The organism is Dyadobacter ginsengisoli DSM 21015 (genome assembly GCF_059568735.1).
Map to the genome: position 1 here is coordinate 469467 of NZ_JCANTY010000002.1, position 19170 is coordinate 488636.

Genomic DNA, 19170 nt, shown 5'->3' on the forward strand with positions numbered 1-19170 from the left:
TTTAGGACGTATGTATCAAGCCGTTAAGTAAATACATACGTCCTCCAGTTCAAAGTATTGAGAAATAGTGTATGTTAGCCGGGTAATCCGAACAACGAATAATACTCTAAAAAATATGTCAGTATCACCCGAGAACCTTTTAGCAATTGTTGAAGGAAGCATCAAATCTTTTGGCTATAAATTCGGAGACGACTTGCGGCCGGAAATTAACGAGATGATTGCATCCTGCGTGAATGGACTAGGAGATAACCCCGATTTTGTTGAAGTCAAAGTAGCACAGCGGAATTTACTGCTAATAGCTTCTTCCTTAGTTGAGGAAACTAAGGTAACTTTTCCGGAAAGTTTATATATCCCCGCCAAAATATTCAGGCGCGTAAAATCATACCTTTGCCCACTACCTCCTATATGGTATGAGCCATGTAACTAGTTTGTTAACAACTCTCAGACATGAAGCGATACAGACCTAGCCCCAACGCAGAAACGAAAGAGCAAGCTTTAGATCGATTAAAAGACGAATCGGCTCAGTTTGATGATCGACAGCAGAAAGCGTTTGATTTTTCGGCCGAGGCTGTCAAACAATTGATAAATTTAGCCGTTGGAGTAATTGCTTTTACTGTCACTTTTTCCAGTAGTTTTCTATCTGGGGTAAATAATACAGGAAAAACAATTGCCTTAATAACGTGGTTCTTCTATTTTCTTTCGGCTTTGTTCGGCATTTTTACCCTGAATGCTCTGGCGGGAGAATTAGATTCGTCCGAAAACTATATTACTAGTCGAGAGAACCACGAAATACCGACTCCTTCGCGTCCTAACATTGCCAAACTTTGGCTAGGTCAATTTGTGACGTTTTTAATTGGCTTATTTGCTTCTTTTTGTTTCGGCATTTATTCATTCACTAATCAGCCTTCATCGTCGGCACAAGAAGTCAAGTTGGTCCTCCCGAACTCCGTGGTACAGATAATACAATCGCCAAGACAAGATAGCTTAAAACCCTCAAAATAAACTCATTAAAATCACCACCAAAACACTTAACGTCGTAAAATGCTTCAACAGAAAAGCAAGTCGTTTTCTCAACTACCTCTAGTCCTAAAAAGCCTAATTCGAAAACATCAAATTAGTTTTTGTCAATAGGTGATCGAGATGTACGGTACAATTCCGGCCAAAAAAATATTTTTATCTTTGCCGAGTCTACATTTTCTAAACTGCTAAATCACACTATATCCCATGAAATACCAAGACCTCCTGTCCGTCATCGATGGCGGCGATATCGCCAAGACCATCGAAATCCTCACCTCCCAGGCAGATAAGCCCGACACTAATAAACTCCAAAGTTAGTGGTTTGTGAGCGGTCACGACGTCATGGACCGAACCAAGCGCCGCGACCGCAATGTGCTATACGAAGAGGCTGACAAGGACGACACAACCTTGCCACCCTTTTGAGAAAGGCAGAGTAGATGTATGATAGATATGCAAATAACTTAATCCCGGACCAGACGAACTGAGAGTCCACTAGAAATTGGGATATCCCAACGGAATGCTTTTTTTAGATTTTTTTTATTGCTACTAGGAGGACCACCATAGTGAAAGTTCCATCCCCATGCATTATCAGTCGAAGTATTAAGTGAGGACGTCCAAAAGATACCGAGAACACCTTTAGTTAAGTAACCGCCATCAGACTTTCGGTGGCCTCCAGCAACCGCATCGAACCCGCTGCTGTTAGTACCGTTACCATCTTCATTCCAGCTTTTGACACTTTTTAGGGCTTCACCTGCCATATCCGTACCACCAAATTGATTCACAAGCATAGCCCATTCGTTATCCGTCGGTAAATGCCAACCGCTGGGACAGGCTTTTTTCGCCGCCTCCCAAGTGTAAAGCAAGCCCAGCTCTTTTCGACTATTCTCATTGTCATCATAAGCATAGCTGCCTTCCACTTTGTAGTTCAGGTTTTGTGCCATCCAGGTAACGGTTTTGCCCGTTAAAGCTTCCTTAAAGCTGATCGTTTTATACGTTTGACCATCTCGCGAGTCAGTGAAGGTACCGGCAGATTGCGCAATTATTGCCTGTGTAAAAAACAAGGAAGCAAGTGCAGTAAAGATGTATTGTTTCATCACTGGTATTTCAGGTTTAGTTGGGTAATTACAACGCTAATCCACAGGAAGTTATTTTTGTAAACCTGAACACATCGTATTTGTCTGAAGCACTGCTTCACAATTGTTTTCAATGTAGGTTGGTTCACCCGTCCATCACAATCTATTTGCCTGGCTCGGCAGATTGTTCGATATTGAGAATAAGTTACTTGTTAACCTATCAACCATGAAGACCCTGTCAACAAATAGATCTGTATCTCGGGAAGAACTTGTTTCAATTCTGGAAAATGAGCTTTCACACGATTACAAATGCAAGCTTGTCGATGACTACCAGGAAAAATATGTGCTCGTAAAGAAGAATGCGTTGATAGGGGCCAAGATTTATAATGTCGCCAACAAGATATCCATCGAAGGCGTAACGCCGACAATCGGCGGGTATTTGTTCACTTTCGCCGCTACCTTTTACACCGGGATGTTTCTCGGAGGAATAGCGCAGCCTTGGCTTGATTTTGAGAAGTCGGTTGGGCACGCATTGCTGAACAAACTACAATAAGGCATTCATCGTCGTCTGTCGGCGAGATCTAAATGAAAGGTCCACCCTAAGAACGTACCTATATGAACGCTTCCAATTCAGCAAACGCGGAAAATACACAAGACAAAAAGATTAGCCGCGACTCGGGGGTTGGTGTAGTTGGTCGATCCTTTTTGGAGATATTCCTGCACTTTGTGCTGTCTCTCTTGAAATAAGCCAACCGGCCCTGCCGGACAACCTTATCTCGTAATCTCCAATATCCAAGTTGATATTTCGTCCAGGGCCTTCGGAGAAAACGTTTGGTCCAGCTCGGCATACTCCTGCGGTGTACATTTCTTGCATTCTTGAAAGAAATGATTTAAGCCCGGCATTTCCTTGGTAGTTGCTTTACTATTGAAATTCCTTAGAGAATTGGCGATCGCAGATAGGTTTTCCTTGGAAGTCACTTGCACGTCCCTATCCCCATTCAAAGCAAGAACCGGACATGCTACTTTTCCAAGTGACAATACCGGATCATACTTCAAAAAGAATATCCACCAAGGCGTAGTCACCGCGGCTACTTGTTCGCTTACAAATTGGGCTTTTTTGATGCCCGGCGACATTAACTTTTTTGGAAAATCTTGAAAGGAATTTTCTGCCAGGGCGGTTAGCTTCGCATTTCGCTCTGCCACATCTTCCGTATTTTGAACGATTTGATAAGCTTTGCGGCTTATATTTTTCGTATATCCTATTTCCGAATCTGAAAGCCCCATAGTCTTTGCAACCAGGCCTATCTGAATGAGCATCAATGAATCCCCCGTAATTCCGGGAGCCGCAAGTAGCGTAATAAAATCAATATATTTAGAGCGGCTCGCTACTATTGCCGCGATTGTTCCTCCCTCACTATGGCCAATAAGACCTATTTTACCTGCCTCGATTTCCGTTCTGGTTTTCAGGTATTCAACCGCACTTTCCACGTCGTCGGCGAAATCCATTGATGAGGCCTTTGCGAAATCACCCGTGGACTTTCCCACACCTCGATCGTCAAATCTCAAAACTGCTATTCCGTGCCTTGTGAGATGATCGGCCAACACAAGAAAAGGCTTGTGCCCACCACCCACCTCTTCGTCTCTATTCAGTGGGCCACTTCCAGTAATTAACACGGCAGCGGGATACACGCCTGTTTTTTGGGGCATCGTTAACGTGCCTGCGAGTACATCGCCAGTTTTTGAATTTGTGAATGCAATATCCTCACTGTAATACGGGTAGGGTTTGGTAGGCTCTTGCGGGCGTCTATTTTGGGAAGTGTTTTCTTGCGGATTGCAGCTACTCAGAAAGACCGCAGTGAGAAACGTTAACACACTCAGCAACTTTGTATTTTCCATTTGCATATCAAGTAGATACTGTGGCCCGTGAAGTAAAATCCCTTATCCTCCAAGAGTTAAAAGGCTTTCGGCTCTTCTACTTACCCGCCGATAAGGTCTAAACAATCGATAAACAAATATCTGGCCTCCAACGCCGGGAAGGCCGTCATTTCTCAACAAACATCCGTTCGCCTGTCGGGCCTGGTTACTGATCCGGCGCGGGAGTTTGAGCGGTTGCAGGCCGAAGGAATGGCTAGTTAAAGGCCAACGCTATTAAAGTTTGCTTTTTGATAATTATCAAAGGAAATAGAGTTTCCCTTGTTCAGATTTGAGTGTTCAAAAAATTTCTCATTCAAATCAACAAAACAAATGAAAAGCAGATCTAAAAATTACCTAGCAATTCTTTTACTGTTCTTTACACTTTTCGCCTGCGAAAAAAATATTACGACCGTTCCTGAGAAAATCGTAGGTCAAGTACCGCTCGCTACTTCCGATATCTCTATGCAGGAAGCTAAAACTTGGTTTGAAAAAGAATATCTACCATCTCAAAAAAAATCAGAAACCACCATTGCAAAAACAATGACTAGAAATGCATTCTGGGAAAAGGCGTATATGGACAAGATGTCAAATGGGCAAGACCTCTTAGTTGTCCCGATCGAGCATTATGAATCTGATAGGTTGCCCAACGCGGACACCTATCTTTGGATATTTCGCGACGATGCTAACAATTATTCTGCGAAGGTAATAGAATACCTTACTTCTCTTAGGGACTACGAAGGCGAAATAGACATAGCTAACTTTTCAGGAGCTATGACCGTTAGAGACTGGAATGGTAAGCTCCTGAATGGTTTCACTTTCAAAAAGGGAAAACCAGTAGGATTACTTGTTAGCGTGAGAGGAGTTGAAACGGAACGTGTTCAGGAAGGCAAGTCGGGAAGGCTCAATGGGACTATTTGTAACACACTCAAATTTACTCTTTCCTCGTGCACCAGCTTCGCCTACAAAATCTGCACCAACGGAAACTGTACTGAGCTACGCCCAAATGACACCCCCACTTATTGTGATCTTTACGAAATAACCGTACCTCAATGCTACTGGGTAGCCGATTTTCCGAACCAAACAAACCCGTATGCTAGCGGAATTCCCAACGAGATTAAAGCAAGATCTGTCTCTGAGCTAACCATGCCCGGGTTTAGCGGCCCAGGAATTAACCTTGCAAAGTTCATTAAGTGCTTCGGAACGATAAATGCCAATTCGAAGTATAAGATTACCTTCTATGTAGTCGAACCTAAGGCCGGGACTGGAAAAATTGTTAACGGTTTTGATGTAGGTCACACATTTATGAGCTTTGAAATGAACACTAATGGCGCGATTGTCACGCAGACAGTTGGATTTTACCCGAACACAATGGCTCCTGATTGGGTACAGTCACGGGTTTTGGATAATGGGGGGCTGGCTTATACGGTATCCTCTACCCACGAAAATATCGGAGCCGATGCCTTTCAACGCGCTTTAGCGGAGCTCGGAGTCATCGGTAATCGCATGTATCACTATTCTGGTTATAATTGTACAACTGCCGCGGCGTCTGTGGCAGCTGCTGCGGGATTAACCCTGCCAAAAAACGAAACTTATTTCCCTTTCGGAACCGGCAAAGGGCTGTCACCAGGGCAACTAGGCTACGATCTTAGAGCCAACCAAAGCTCCGGCACACTAAATACCAATGGAGGTACCGCCCCAGCCAGCAAAGGGGCCTGTAACTGAAACAACTATGGCCATATTCATATTAATAATTGTCTATTTGCTTGTACTCCTGTTAATTGCGGTTTGGAGTTTACGACGCCTATTCTCAAGTACTAAAAATTACATGAGGATAATTGGCCTTGTGATAATTGCCATTTATGGCGCGATTTTGGCAAACGAAACGATACCATGGTTACGGGATGAATATGGAAAGTCTTTCACCATGGGGTGGTTTGGAGTCATTCACTTTTTAGTACTTACGCTTACGCCATTTACATTGATTTGTTGGCTACTACAATTCCTAGCCAGAAAGCTCAACTAATCGATAAGAGACTCCCGGTACAACATCACGTACTGGGGGTTTTTCGATAGTTGCCGCGAATTCGGCTCAAATGCTCTTGTGTTATTCCCAGATATGAAGCTATATGTCCAAGCTTTACTCTCTGAAATACATCCGGCAATTGTTGCAAAAGACGATCGTACCTTTCTTCCGCCGAACAGAAAGCAAATAGCTTCATCCTTTCGTCCAAAAGAAGGTAATTATGGGTTATCAACAGCCTGCCCAGCCTTTCAACAGCAGGATTCTCGGTGACAAGTCGTTCTAAAAATCGGTATTGAAAACTGTAAACTTCCGAGTCTTCAAGCAATTCGATATTATACATTGAAGGTTTTCCTGAGAACAAACTATCAATCGCGCTGGCAATTCCCTCTTCTGCTGCAAACCAAGCAGTAACATCCTTACCATCCTTGATATAGAATACTCTGGCTAGACCGGAGGCGAGGAAGTCAAATTCATGACAAACTTCACCATTTGAAAGCAAGACGGTCCCGCGTGGCTGGCTTCTTCGTATCGTCAACTTATTGATCGCCGCCTGTGTTTCTACCGGCAACTCGACAACTGAATTTAAGTACTGGATAAAAGCGTTCATTTAGATTGCCTGAATAATTCAAGACAAGGGTCGAAAAAATACCGGACTTTCCAAAATGGTAGCGTTACCAATACATCAATTCAATGTTTTATTGGCCCAAAGAAGGCGCTTTGCAGTCCATACATACATATCTATTATTATTGACTGAATTGTAGGCTTACCAGAAATTGTAGGCTGTTGCCGAATGTTAGAGGAAGATCAGCGCTCCGGTTTATAGTTTAAACTGCGGTTTAAATTAAACTTAAACCTCTAAACCGCTAGAAAATACCCGAAATCCGGCAGTCGTCAGTCAGGATTATTATAGGATGTATTCAAAGAATCAGTACTGGAGCTATCCTCAGCACCCAAAATTCTCTCGACCAGCAGTTTGCGCTCGACTAGGTAGTCTTCTAAGGGTAAGTAATGCTTGAAAAGGTCTGAAACTACTAGATCGAGTGTTTTAGAGATTTCGTCGACGTTTTGCAAGTGTTGACCAACGATTGATTCGACTTGCTTGTCTAAGATTTGCACCTCCAATGCTTTATTATACAGATTAACCCACTCGGCATCTCTTGTTTTTCTGTGTACTTCGATCGTCGCCGTAAATGAAGCGACTAAACTCTCGATCAATTCCTGATATTGGCGCTCCTCAGTATGTTCTTTCTCGGCGTAATCGACAAATATTTGCATCAGTTGATTACGCAAATTTAAGTCTGTAGGGTTGTCAACATTTACCTCCAACACCCTAAGCCCAAAATCGGACGTCGATGATCTAATATCGTTTTTTCTATTCGTAATTTCTCTATTCGACCGCTCCCAGACTTCACCGAATGTTCGACGCAATCCGTATGCGGTATCGAGACCTTTAAATGTGATGTTTAACGACTGATCGTCAATTCTCATTCGGTAGGCATAAAACAAGCTTTCACGGTCTAAATCGATGACTATTCTTTTTAAATCAGTATCGTCGCTAAGTGCTAAGTTATCAGAGTGATATCTATTACCTTTCAGACTTTCCACAACTTTGTCCAGAGTATCCTGGAACTCGCAACAATATTTTAGAGCTTCTAGCAAAAGGCTGTGGAAGTACAATAACCTGAGATTCTCGGTGCGATCAAACTTTTCCTTATCTTCAGAGCGCTGCGCGTCAGCACGTCTGCGCTCCTGGACCAATCCCCAGTAGAACAGTAGCAAAGGAACCCCTACGCCGGCAAGGGGTATCAAAAAGTCTTTAAACACTCCAATCCAAAAGCTTCCTTGATCGCCATGAAACTCACCGGATTGAAAATAAAATCTGAACATTACACAGAGAGTATTTTAACCCCCAATATACACGAATTCTTGCTCTGTAAAGTCTTAAGCACATTGCGATCGCAAGTGCCCATGACTACTCATCTAAAATGATGATATTGCAATAAAGACCTCCGAAACTTTACAAAATGGATTTAGCTAAAAAAAAGCATGCGATTCTCGAAATGCTGACCAAAATTGCACGCGAGCATAGAGACAAAGATCTTTTTCATCTCCCGGCCAGTGAAGTCAAGCGCCTCTGCGGCTACTTCTACATCCGTCAAGATATCGGAATGGCCTTAGCTACCACAAAAAGGCTAAAAGAGATGATAAGCAGGCCCGATACTGACGAGGATGCCGATAAAGGTGGGGTTTTAGATATAATGTGGTACGGCATATTAATCACTTACTCCAGATGTTTTACCAACAATAAAGGCGGACAAACCACTATTGATCAAAGCATATTTTCTGGGAGACAAGATTTTTTTTCTATTCACAATCGGATTTGGACAACTCGCAATACCTTCATTGCTCACAGGGAGGATACTGATATGCTGGCTAGCACTATGACTATCGCTGTTCCTAAAAACGGCCCAAAGTTGTATATCCTCGAAGCTCAACGGAAACGATTTTTACTAGAGGACCTGGATGATTACACGATACTCTTTAGTTTTCTTAAAACAGCAGTAGATGCAAAAATTGAGCGGGAGAAGTCCCGAATTTCGAAATTTCTAAATTCAGCAACCATAGAACAAGTTGAGGCCATGAAGCTGACCAAGTCTATTAGCCAGCTTTTGGAGGACTTAAATAGAGCCAAGCGAGCCGAAAGCCAATAAACTAATGCAGCATCGCTTTACCTCGTTTGCCGGTGATCGCGACTTGCCACCCGAACACGTAACTTCTTTCATCAGCAACTAATATTTTGCAAAAATTTTGTTGAAATTTCCCCAAGAACCTTTACCTTCATGCCATGAAACAGTTCGCATCAATACCTGAGGCTTTTAAGTGGTGGCTCACGAATATTTATCCAAGTCTTCCGGCGGAAGAGAAAAAGGGGAAACTGGTTAACGCCTGGCGGGATTACACCCACAAGGGCAGTATTTCAGAAACTCGTATGAAAGAAGTCCTAACTGAGTACGGACACTTTGAAATTCAGACGATTGTAACGTACAAGCCATAAATGGCTTTTTATTTGTCGAGTTTATGGGGAAAATTCCCCATAAACTTATATAAAGAAATCCCGGAGACGAGTTTCGAAGGCAACATCTCCGGGCCAGTTAAATCAAATAATCTAACCTTAAGTAAAAGTATGGAAAAGTTAGAATTCCCGGAAACGCAGCACGACAACTTGCGCATCTTCGAGATGAGAGGTTCATTTATGGACTCAGGAGGCAAAGACCGCATCAGTGATGGCGACATCATCCACGGCCTCCCAGTGCCTGGGAGCCATTGGACCATCGACTTCCTTGACAAAAAGCTTCCGCATTATATCATCCGCAGCGGCCGCAGCCACACGGTATGCGTGATACGCGGCTATGATCCCGAGACCTCTTGTTTCAGGGTGTCAGGATTGAACCCGGACAAGACCCGGTTTCCGAACTTCGACATCTACCTGGACGAAATATCTGAAATGCATTATGTGAAAACCGTCGTACTTGAATGCGGCAACGAGCAACAGGACAGGTTGTCCTCAGTGGCATCGGAGATCGCCGATGCGCTTGACGAATTCTTTACTGAGCACCCAGACCCCAGCGAAACAGAATCAATGCTCTGGAGGATGTTTTTCCACGCTTCTCTCTATGATCAGGAACGCAACGGCGCCGCAGCTTTCTTTGAAGAGTATGGCCGTGTGAAGGAAAGCTTAGAAAAACTTGTACGAACGCTGCACTCGGGATACATTGAAGGCTGCGCCGCGTGAAGAAGGGTCGAAAACACAAAAGCACCAGCTATAAACCGGTGCTTTTGTGTGCAAAAAAGAGTGTAAATTTTGTAACTAGCTGATTATCAGCCTTATTTGTGCACCCGAAGGGATTCGAACCCCTATCGGTGGTACCGGAAACCACAATTCTATCCATTGAACTACGGGTGCTTGTTGAGACTTTCCGCCGGTAACGGGGTGCAAATATAGCCGCTATTTTGAATTATGACCATATTGAGGAGAAATTCTTTAAAAATTTCTTGCACTGGCTCCCTCACAGTTTCTTCAGCAGCTCCCAGTCTCCAACGCTCTTCAAATACAGGTAATCCAGCAGCACCCCATTCACATTGGTAATGAGCCGGTGTCCCTCGTCGAAAGGTACTACGTAGGTTTTGATGTACTCATGCTCCGATACCACGCCCTGAACGATATCGTGATAGGACTTTATGGCCTCGGAGGTCAGCTCCAGTTCGCAATAGAACATGTACATGGCTTCATCGCTGGTGCCGGTAGAGGGATAGAATGGTTCGCGGTTTACGCTGATCAGCTGCGATTTTTCTACGCGGATGCCCGTTTCTTCAAAAACCTCCCGCGCTGCCACGGACGCCGCGTCGCTTTCACTGTCCAGCATGCCGGCAGGGTGTTCGTAGGTCATGGACCCGTCGCATATGCGGCGCTGCTGCACGAGCAACAGGTATTTCTCCCTCGTCGATACATCGACAAAGCAAACGAGTACGCTGACGACCTCCCCTTTCAAAAAGCAGATCGGCGGAATCTTGTTGCCTTCCGGTGTGGTAGCATCGGTATACAGCAGCGAAAACAACACTTCACCGTGTCCGTTGTGGCGCGTGTACAGTTCGTCAACACGATGGACATCGAGGCCATTCGCAACCAGCCTGCTTTTCCAGAGATTGTATTTATGTGAATCCGTCAGATTCTGTGCCATGGAGTTGTTGACGTCAATTGTATAAAGGGAATGACAATGCCACATAGGGCACGCCGAAAGTGGTGGAGTAACGGGTCTGGCCGTTATCTAGCTTCACGGGTGACGCATAGGTGAGCCGGCCATGCACATAAGCCACTTTCAAACCAATGCGGTCGGTAATCCAGAAGCGCACAAAAGCCTCCGATTGACCGTTTTGTTTGTCGAGCACCAGTGGTAATGCATTCAGGGTTGCCGGCGCGCTCGAAAGATACTTATTATAAGAGTCGCTGCCCTCTCCGCCATACAGGCCCGAACCGGCATATAAAGCGCTTCTTTTCAGGCCAAAAGCTACTCCAAAAAGGTCGGTATTCGCTCCGATGTCAAAGCGCCACAGCCTGAAATTCGCTCCTAAAAGAAAACTCGCCCCATTGGCGCTAACCCGGCCAAATTTGAGTGTATCACTGGATAATGCGTTGCTCTGGGGGAACATATCGGTGCGCCCTGCGTAGTAACCCCAGGCCCGCACACCCCACCCGATCCGGAACCATGGAAAATTACTGAGGCTCAACTCCTGGTGATACATCGCGGAAGGCACCCAAACCTTATCCTGGTAACCCAGTCCGAAATCCATACCCGATGTCACCCGAGATATGTCTTGTGAAAAAACTTTTACTGAACTTAAAAAAATAAAAAGTACTATTAATTGAATGCTTTTCATTTGATTCCTGATGTTATGATCGGCAAAGGTAAAAAAATGTGCAAAAAATGCGGCAGAGACCAGGGTCCCTGCCGCAAGATAATCCTATATTCAAGTAAACGGTAGACACACCTCACACGATCTTTTGTTGCTTTAGTGCGGCTACTTTCTGTTTGGAGCTACTTTTCTGAGCACGACCGCGCCCATGGGCGGCAGGTCAAGGATAACCGAATTAGCCTTGCCGTGCCATTCGTGGTCTTCCGCCGTGACGGGATCGTGGTTGATAACCCCGCTGCCCCCGAACGCACTGGCGTCCGAATTAAAAATTTCCTGCCAGCTGCCCGGGGAGAGTACTCCTACCCGATATCCCTTCCGGGGAACTGGTGTGAGATTCAATGCGATGATCAGGTTACGGGCGGGATCGAAAGATTTCCTCGCATATACCAATACCGAATTTTCCCGATCCTGGGTATCGATCCACTCAAAGCCTTCATGAGAGAATGAATAGTCAAACAAGGCAGGTTCATCTTTGTAGAGCTGGTTCAGTGCTTTCATGCACTCACGCACCCCTGCATGCGGTGCAAATTCAAGCAAATGCCAGTCCAGGCTCTGCTGAAAGTTCCATTCCGAAGTCTGTCCGAATTCGCCTCCCATAAAAATCAGCTTCGTGCCCGGATGGGTGAACATATAGCTGAACATCAGCCTGAGATTGGCAAATTTCTGCCATTCGTCTCCGGGCATTTTATTCAGCAGCGATTTCTTGCCGTAAACCACCTCATCGTGGGAAAATGGCAGCATAAAATTCTCGGAGAATGCATAAACCAGGCTAAACGTGAGCTGATCCTGGTGCCATTTCCTGAATGCAGCATCCTTTTCGAAGTACTTGAGGGTATCGTTCATCCAACCCATCATCCATTTCATGCCAAAACCAAGTCCTCCCACAAAAACGGGACGCGACACTCCCGGGAATGCCGTCGACTCTTCGGCGATCGTCTGGACATCCGGAAATTCGGTGTAAACAGCCATGTTCATTTCTCTGAGCAACGAAATCGCTTCGAGGTTTTCGCGGCCACCAAACTCGTTCGGGATCCATTCGCCGTGCTTGCGCGAGTAGTCGAGGTACAGCATGGAAGCGACCGCGTCGACGCGGAGACCATCGGTATGATAGCGGTCCAGCCAGAAAATGGCATTACTGATCAGGAACGAACGGACCTCATTCCTGCCGTAGTTGAAGATGTAGCTTTTCCAGTCGGGATGGTACCCTTTGCGCGGATCCTCATGCTCATACAGGGCCGTGCCGTCAAACCGGAACAAACCGTGCATATCCCCCGGGAAATGCGACGGCACCCAGTCCACATACACACCGATACCGGCCTGATGCAGCTGGTCGATCAGGTACATCAGTTCCTGGGGCGTACCCATTCTCGACGAGCACGAAAAATAGCCGGTGATCTGATATCCCCATGACGGTGCATAGGGGTGCTCCATCACAGGCATCAGCTCCACGTGCGTGAAACCCATTTCCTTAACATAGGGCACCAGGCTCTCGGCTATTTCTTTATAGGTAATATGTCTTTCCGGGTCCGACGGATCTCTGCGCCAGGACCCCAGATGCACTTCGTATACCGAGATCGGCGCGTTTAATTTGTTCTTGTCTTTCCGTACTTTCATCCATTCCGAATCCCCCCATTCGTACCAGGTGTCCCACACGATCGACGCAGTTCGCGGTGCCACCTCGCACCAAAGCGCAAATGGGTCAGATTTTTCGAGATGTTGTCCGTTTTGCGAAATAATATAGTACTTGTACACCTCCCCGACACCCACGTTGGGGATCCATCCTTCCCATATTCCTGAACTGTCCCACCGGGGTGCGAGCAAATGGTCCCCGTGGTTCCAGCCATTGAAATTTCCGACTACCGAAATATAGGTAGCATTGGGTGCCCAAACAGCAAAGTAGGTCCCTACTACCCCATTGACTTCCATCACGTGCGAGCCCAGCTTTTCATAGAGCTTAAAGTGCTTGCCCTGACGGAACAAGTGAATATCGAAATCTGTAAAACGGCTAATGGATTCCACCGCACTCACCGGTTGGGCTGTGACATTGGCTCCGACATCTTCTGCAGGATCGATGGTTGCGCTTGTTTTTTTCTTCCCAGTTGACTTAGCCATTTGCAAATCTTCAATTAAGTAAAATTCAGTAAGAGGATGTAAGATTTACAATTTTATTAAACTATTTATAAAAATGTATATATTTTTTAGCCCATTTCCCACGGATGAAATATCCAAAACATAAATCACATTTTGTCAGCGACCTTTTCTACCTGATCCAGAACGCGCATGATGTTGCCGCCCCATATTTTCTCGACGTCCCTGGCGGAATAACCTCTTCTAACCAGTTCCTCGGTGATGGCGCCGATCTGGCTTACATCCTGCAAGCCGATCACCTCACCACCGCCGTCCATATCCATTCCGATGCCCACGTGGTCTACACCGGTCAGCTTAATCACGTGCTCGATGTGATCGACGGCATCCCGGACCGTCGGCATATCTGCTTTGTATTTCTCGTTGATCGCCTTCATTTCATCGCGCAATGCCTTTTTATCTGCATCCGACAGGTCTGTCTGACGAATTTTCAGGCGCAGTGCTTTCAAAGACATTTCGTGCGGTTGTGATGGTTTCTTGACGAAGCCAGGCACAAAATTGATCTGGATCACTCCTCCGTTCTTCGCCAGCGTTTTGATCATATCATCGGTCATATTGCGGGGAACGTCGCATAATGCGCGGCAGGACGAATGCGACGCGATAACCGGAGCTTTGGTGAGCTTGATGACGTCATAAAAGGTAGAGTCCGAGACGTGCGAAATATCCACCATAACACCCAGGCGGTTCATTTCCTTTACCACTTCTTCTCCGAAAGTACTCAACCCGTTGTACTCCGGCCCGTCCCCGTCCGTCGAAGAATCGCATATATCGTTGTTCAGCGAATGGGAAAGCGTGATATAGCGCAATCCCAGGTCGTAGTAAAGTTTGATATTCGACAAATCCTTTCCGACAGGCCAGCCGTTCTCCATGCCGATAAAAACTGCCCTTTTCCCTTCCTTCTGAAGGCGGTAGGCATCTTTTGACGTAACCGCGAGGCCCGCAGTCTGCGGATTGGCCTTCACAGCTTCGTGTATTTTGTCAAAAATTGCCAATGCTTTTTGCTTCGCCTCAGCGTTGGCGGCTTCGGTACGTTTGCCCTGCCCGAGGTACACGGCAAAAAACATCCCGTCCATCCCACCGCGTATCATGCGCGGGAAGTCGATCTGTGACCGGTCTTTTTCATAATCATGCTCCACGGCTACGTCGAACCCGTCCTTCATCATATTGATCGGCACATCGGCATGAGTATCGATCGTCAGCGCATCGGCATGGATCTTTTTTGCCTTTTCAGACATCACAGGGGATGTCAGCTGCGCATGCGACAGCCCGGGAAACAGTAACAGGAGTAAAAACTTTTTCATTTTTAATAGTAATTGGTGATTGCTGAAGGAATGTTATGTGTTTTTAAATTGATGTTTTTTTTCTGAAATATCAACCTGCACCCGCCATTCCTTTTTATTCTCCTAAATAACCCCGGTAGTATGCCATAATGACCTTTTTATTGAATCGGATGTCCAAACATTGTAAAGATGCCGCGGTATGCCGTTTTTTGTAAACATTCCAACCCTTACACCGTATGATCCCTCTATCGCCCTTCAGTTTCAGAAAGGTCGCGCCCAACTTCCTGATCGCACTCCTCGTCTTATCCGCATGCAGCCGGTCAAATTCCCCCATGCGCAGCCATGTTGCCAAGGAAGCGCCAGAGCAGGATTTCATGTACCAGTATTCCATCATCGATGCGCTGATGGCCGGCGTATTTGACGGCGATCTGACTATCGGACAACTCAAAAAGAAGGGTGATTTTGGCGTCGGTACATTTAATAAGGTGGATGGCGAATTGCTGATCGACCAGGGCCATGTTTACAAAATCAGCTACGACGGTTCTGTCAAAGAAGTACCCGATTCGGATAGCACATCGGCCGCATTTGTCAAGTTCTTCAAGGCTGACACTACGATTTATCTGACCGGAACTAATCTGACCTATGAAAAAGTGCAGGAACAATTGACTCACATTTTGAACCCCAACAGCATTTACGCATTACGCATTTCAGCTGACTTTTCGTCCATGACTACCCGTGCGGCACGTCCGGCGCACGCCCCCTACCCCACATTACCGGGACATTTAAAAGAAAATCAGGCCGTTTTTGAATTAAAAAATACTGAAGGGATCTGCAATGGCTTCCTGCTGCCTCCCTACCTGGCACGTACCAACGTTCCGGGCTTCCATTTGCATTATGTCGCCGGTGACAGGAAATCGGGCGGGCATATTTTCAACTTTACAGCCAGTTCCCTCCGGGTCGAAATCGATGAAGCCAAAGGATTTACAATCGAAAACAATACCAATGCTGAGTTTCGGAAGGTAAATCTGAAACCCGACCGCGGCGAGGAGCTGAAAAAGATAGAATAGTATCAAATGTTGCCACAACGTATTTCACCATATATTTACAACCATCAGCAAGTATGGTCATGAAACATTGCTTTTTCACCCTTCTCATCCTGCTATCGCACCAAATGGCAAGCGGCCAGGTGACCTACTATGGGGATATGCTGGGAAAAGGGTTCCGGCAAGCGACTATTGTCCAGCCTTCCGACTACGAAGGAAGTGTTACCTGCACCATTATCAAAAAAAATACACCCGAAAACAGCACCAAAGCGGTGCTGTATGTCCACGGTTTCAACGACTATTTCTTCCAGGAGGAAATGGCTGAAAGGTATATACGGGAAGGCTTCAACTTCTATGCCGTAGACCTGCGGAAATGCGGCCGTTCCTGGCTGAGCCATCAGAAATTCAATGATGTGCGCGACCTCTCGGAGTATTACGCCGATATAGACACGGCGCTGGCCGTCATCCGGAAAGAAGGATCAGAAAAGATCCTTTTGAGCGGGCATTCCCTGGGCGGGCTCGTGGTTTCCCTGTATGCGAGTGAGCGCACAGGAAAGGAACGATTCGATGCCATACTGTTAAACAGCCCCTTTTTCGCGATGAACTTCAAATCAGGCCTTAAAAAAACTGCGCTGCCTTTGCTGATCAAAAGAGCCGAAAAACATCCCGAAACGACTATTGATTCCGGTTTGAACCCGCTATATGGGGAGAGCCTGCATATTACCGCGCACGGAGAGTGGTCTTACAGCCTGGGTTTCAAACCCCTCATTGCGCCGCCTGTCAGCCTGGGGTGGGTTCGTGCCGTCCATAACGGCCAGTTGAAGGTGTCACAAGGGTTGCAGATCAACAAACCTGTGCTGGTACTACACGCGGCGAAATCGATCGACGAAAAGAAATGGAGTGATGCGTTTTTTACCGGCGATGCAGTCCTGAATGTCGACGAGATCGCGAAACAGGCCCAGAATATCGTCGGCCAATATAGTATTCAGGCAGTACAAGGCGGGATGCACGACCTGATCCTCTCCAAAAAGCCGGTCCGCGACGAGGTGTACTCGACGATTTTCAACTGGGCCAAAAGAACAGTCCGGTAAACCCAACTTCAGATTTCCACCAGATTTCGTAGTTTCATTTGTTAAAAAAACAAGCCCATGAAACTGCTGCTCATTGAGGACGAAAAAGCGCTGGCGACCAGCATTCAGAATTACTTCCAGCGTGAAAACTTTGTCTGTGAATGGGCCGCAGATTACGAAACCGCCATTGAGAAGATCGACATTTACCGCTATGACTGCGTGCTGGTCGACCTGATGCTGCCAGATGGCGACGGTCTGGATGTGGTGAGGGCGTTGAAAAAAAGCTATTCCGAGACCGGAATCATCATTATTTCGGCAAAAAACTCGCTCGACGACCGCATTGCCGGCCTGAACCTGGGCTCCGATGACTACCTGACCAAGCCTTTCCATCTTTCCGAACTCAATGCACGGGTACAGGCGGTGATACGAAGGCGCAACTTTCAGGGCAGCCAGCAGATCCGTTTCGGTAAAATCCACATCGACCCGCAGGAACATCTCGTGCAGGTAGACGGCCAGGAAATCGTCCTGACGCGAAAGGAATACGACCTGCTCGTTTACCTCATCGCCAACAAAAACCGCGTACTCACCAAGGAATCCATTGCCGAGCACCTTTGGGGCGACGATGCCGACCTGATGGATAACTTCGATTTTATTTATACACACATTAAAAACCTGCGAAAGAAGCTCATGGATAAGGGGTGCCCCGACTACCTGAAATCCATTTATGGGGTAGGCTATAAATTCAGCGAGCAATGAAACTGCTGGAAAGGATACTCAAATACCAGATCATCACATCACTCTGTGTGCTGCTCCTCGGTGCCGGGCTCTTTTACGTCTCGGTCGACTATCTGATAGACGAGGAAGTGAATAAGGAGCTGATGCGGAGCAAGGCAAAGGTCAGCTGGCAGCTGCGGCATATCGACACTTTGCCGGTTTACATCCTCCAATTGGGTGATAGCCTGCAACTCGACGCCGTGCGGTATCCCGGCCAAATGGCATTGGTGGAGCGCAATCTGCTGAACGAAGTCGAAAACGAATACCAGCCTTACCGGCAACTGATTTTTTACGAACAGGTAGAAGGACAGTGGTACCGGGTCACGATCAGCAAGTTATTGGCCCAGCGGCAACAATTGATGGAAGCGGTGGTGATGACGGTCACATTCATCGTCGCTTTGCTGCTCATTTCGCTGCTGGTTCTGAACAGCTGGCTTTCACGGCGGCTCTGGCGGCCATTTTACAGGACACTGCGCGCATTGGACGCCTACCAGGTGGAAAAGCACGAAGTATTAACGTTTCCAAAGCAGAATACGGTCGAGTTTGAACAGCTCAACCATTCGGTGACGCAATTCACCGACCGGTTGGCGACGACCTACCAGAACCTGAAAGAGTTTACGGAAAATGCATCGCATGAAATACAGACTCCGCTGGCGGTGATCCTATCCAAGATTGAAGGACTTTTTCAGGACGAAAGCCTGAAAGAATCACAGCTGATAGCATTATCAGAGATCAGTGAAGCAGCCAACAGGCTTTCCAAACTCAATCAGGCTTTGCTGCTGTTGACTAAGATCGAAAACCGGCAGTTTCTGGCCGGGACCGAGTCCATTAACCTGGTACCGATCATCAACCGTAAACTCCGCGACCTGGAAGACCTGATCGAGCAACGGCAGATCAACGTCAAAACCGACACAGAGCCCACCGGGCCGGTTATGCATCCTGCATTGGCGGAAATACTCGTCAATAATCTGATGACGAATGCGATCCGGTATAACTCCGATCGCGGCAATATCGAAATAACGCTGGTAAAGGGCAGGCTGACAGTCCGCAACACCGGCTCCCCTCTCCACGTGGCTCCTGAACTCCTGTTCGAGCGCTTCCGGAAAGAAGGTTCCCATTCGGCTTCGCTGGGACTGGGGCTGGCGCTGGCTAAGACGATCTGCCAGGTGAACGGACAGACGTTAACCTACGAAATTGACGGCGACTGGCACACGCTGACTGTCGCCTGGTAAATGATATTGAAATTTTTCATGGCTGGTAGTACATCAAAGGGAGGGTTTCTGATCCTCCTTTTTTTATGTCTTTTTAAAAACGCCGAAACTTCAGAATGTCTTCAGAATCTCCACAGGATTGCGACA

At 46.6% G+C, this 19170-nt stretch carries 18 protein-coding genes and 1 tRNA gene; 10 read left to right on the top strand and 9 right to left on the bottom strand.

The genetic code is table 11. The features are described from left to right. Positions 1–447 precede the first annotated feature (447 nt). Positions 448–1002, top strand: a complete 555-nt coding sequence (locus BP71_RS08280) for a hypothetical protein (RefSeq protein ID WP_496378091.1) — start codon at positions 448–450, stop codon at positions 1000–1002. A 476-nt stretch (positions 1003–1478) separates the two neighbouring features. On the opposite strand, the gene BP71_RS08285 is transcribed toward BP71_RS08280, so the two are convergent. Then, complete coding sequence (locus BP71_RS08285) at positions 1479–2111, bottom strand: FISUMP domain-containing protein (protein WP_496378092.1); 633 nt, start codon at positions 2109–2111, stop codon at positions 1479–1481. Positions 2112–2316: 205 nt separating this feature from the next. On the opposite strand from BP71_RS08285, the gene BP71_RS08290 reads away from it, so the two are divergent. Next, positions 2317–2643, top strand: coding sequence for a hypothetical protein (locus BP71_RS08290; protein WP_496378093.1), 327 nt, complete (start codon positions 2317–2319; stop codon positions 2641–2643). A 218-nt stretch (positions 2644–2861) separates the two neighbouring features. Here BP71_RS08290 and BP71_RS08295 read toward each other — a convergent pair whose 3' ends face one another. Then, positions 2862–3986 carry an alpha/beta hydrolase family protein gene (locus BP71_RS08295; protein WP_496378094.1) on the bottom strand — a complete coding sequence of 375 codons (1125 nt, stop codon included), beginning with the start codon at positions 3984–3986 and terminating at the stop codon, positions 2862–2864. Between the two features lie 348 nt (positions 3987–4334). Between BP71_RS08295 and BP71_RS08300 the strand changes: the two genes are divergently transcribed. Further along, positions 4335–5726, top strand: coding sequence for a hypothetical protein (locus BP71_RS08300; protein WP_496378095.1), 1392 nt, complete (start codon positions 4335–4337; stop codon positions 5724–5726). A 326-nt stretch (positions 5727–6052) separates the two neighbouring features. Here BP71_RS08300 and BP71_RS08305 read toward each other — a convergent pair whose 3' ends face one another. Both BP71_RS08305 and BP71_RS08310 read right to left on the bottom strand, forming a co-directional pair. Further along, a complete protein-coding gene (locus BP71_RS08305; RefSeq protein WP_496378096.1) occupies positions 6053–6634 on the bottom strand; it encodes a Crp/Fnr family transcriptional regulator in 582 nt (193 codons plus the stop codon). Positions 6635–6919: 285 nt separating this feature from the next. Beyond that, a complete protein-coding gene (locus BP71_RS08310) occupies positions 6920–7915 on the bottom strand; it encodes a hypothetical protein (RefSeq protein ID WP_496378097.1) in 996 nt (331 codons plus the stop codon). Between the two features lie 137 nt (positions 7916–8052). Here BP71_RS08310 and BP71_RS08315 point away from each other — a divergent pair, with 137 nt between their 5' ends. The 3 genes from BP71_RS08315 to BP71_RS08325 all read left to right on the top strand — a co-directional run bounded on the left by BP71_RS08315 (position 8053) and on the right by BP71_RS08325 (position 9821). After that, positions 8053–8739, top strand: a complete 687-nt coding sequence (locus BP71_RS08315) for a hypothetical protein (protein ID WP_496378098.1) — start codon at positions 8053–8055, stop codon at positions 8737–8739. A 134-nt stretch (positions 8740–8873) separates the two neighbouring features. Further along, complete coding sequence (locus BP71_RS08320) at positions 8874–9083, top strand: hypothetical protein (protein ID WP_496378099.1); 210 nt, start codon at positions 8874–8876, stop codon at positions 9081–9083. A 129-nt stretch (positions 9084–9212) separates the two neighbouring features. After that, on the top strand, positions 9213–9821 hold the full coding sequence (locus tag BP71_RS08325) for a hypothetical protein (RefSeq protein ID WP_496378100.1): 609 nt from the start codon (positions 9213–9215) through the stop codon (positions 9819–9821). 99 nt (positions 9822–9920) lie between these two features. Here the strand turns inward: BP71_RS08325 and BP71_RS08330 are convergent. From BP71_RS08330 to BP71_RS08350, 5 genes are all read right to left on the bottom strand, one after another. Then, positions 9921–9992: transfer RNA gene (locus BP71_RS08330), tRNA-Arg, on the bottom strand. A gap of 103 nt (positions 9993–10095) precedes the next feature. Continuing rightward, complete coding sequence (locus BP71_RS08335) at positions 10096–10767, bottom strand: NUDIX hydrolase (protein WP_496378101.1); 672 nt, start codon at positions 10765–10767, stop codon at positions 10096–10098. A 13-nt stretch (positions 10768–10780) separates the two neighbouring features. Further along, positions 10781–11377 carry a hypothetical protein gene (locus BP71_RS08340; protein ID WP_496378102.1) on the bottom strand — a complete coding sequence of 199 codons (597 nt, stop codon included), beginning with the start codon at positions 11375–11377 and terminating at the stop codon, positions 10781–10783. Between the two features lie 228 nt (positions 11378–11605). Next, a complete protein-coding gene (gene glgB / locus BP71_RS08345; protein WP_496378103.1) occupies positions 11606–13612 on the bottom strand; it encodes a 1,4-alpha-glucan branching protein GlgB in 2007 nt (668 codons plus the stop codon). Positions 13613–13737: 125 nt separating this feature from the next. After that, on the bottom strand, positions 13738–14946 hold the full coding sequence (locus tag BP71_RS08350) for a dipeptidase (protein ID WP_496378104.1): 1209 nt from the start codon (positions 14944–14946) through the stop codon (positions 13738–13740). A 215-nt stretch (positions 14947–15161) separates the two neighbouring features. On the opposite strand from BP71_RS08350, the gene budA reads away from it, so the two are divergent. From budA to BP71_RS08370, 4 genes are read left to right on the top strand one after another with little or no spacing between them, the layout of a single operon-like run. Then, positions 15162–15992 (top strand): acetolactate decarboxylase, encoded by an 831-nt coding sequence (budA, locus tag BP71_RS08355; RefSeq protein WP_496378105.1) that lies wholly within the window; start codon positions 15162–15164, stop codon positions 15990–15992. 59 nt (positions 15993–16051) lie between these two features. Continuing rightward, positions 16052–17059: an alpha/beta hydrolase gene (locus BP71_RS08360; RefSeq protein ID WP_496378106.1), complete on the top strand. Its 1008-nt coding sequence runs from the start codon at positions 16052–16054 to the stop codon at positions 17057–17059. Positions 17060–17116: 57 nt separating this feature from the next. Further along, positions 17117–17794, top strand: a complete 678-nt coding sequence (locus BP71_RS08365) for a response regulator transcription factor (RefSeq protein WP_496378107.1) — start codon at positions 17117–17119, stop codon at positions 17792–17794. Then, positions 17791–19044, top strand: a complete 1254-nt coding sequence (locus tag BP71_RS08370; RefSeq protein ID WP_496378108.1) for a sensor histidine kinase — start codon at positions 17791–17793, stop codon at positions 19042–19044. Before BP71_RS08365 ends, BP71_RS08370 begins: the two co-directional genes overlap by 4 nt. Positions 19045–19170 lie beyond the last annotated feature (126 nt).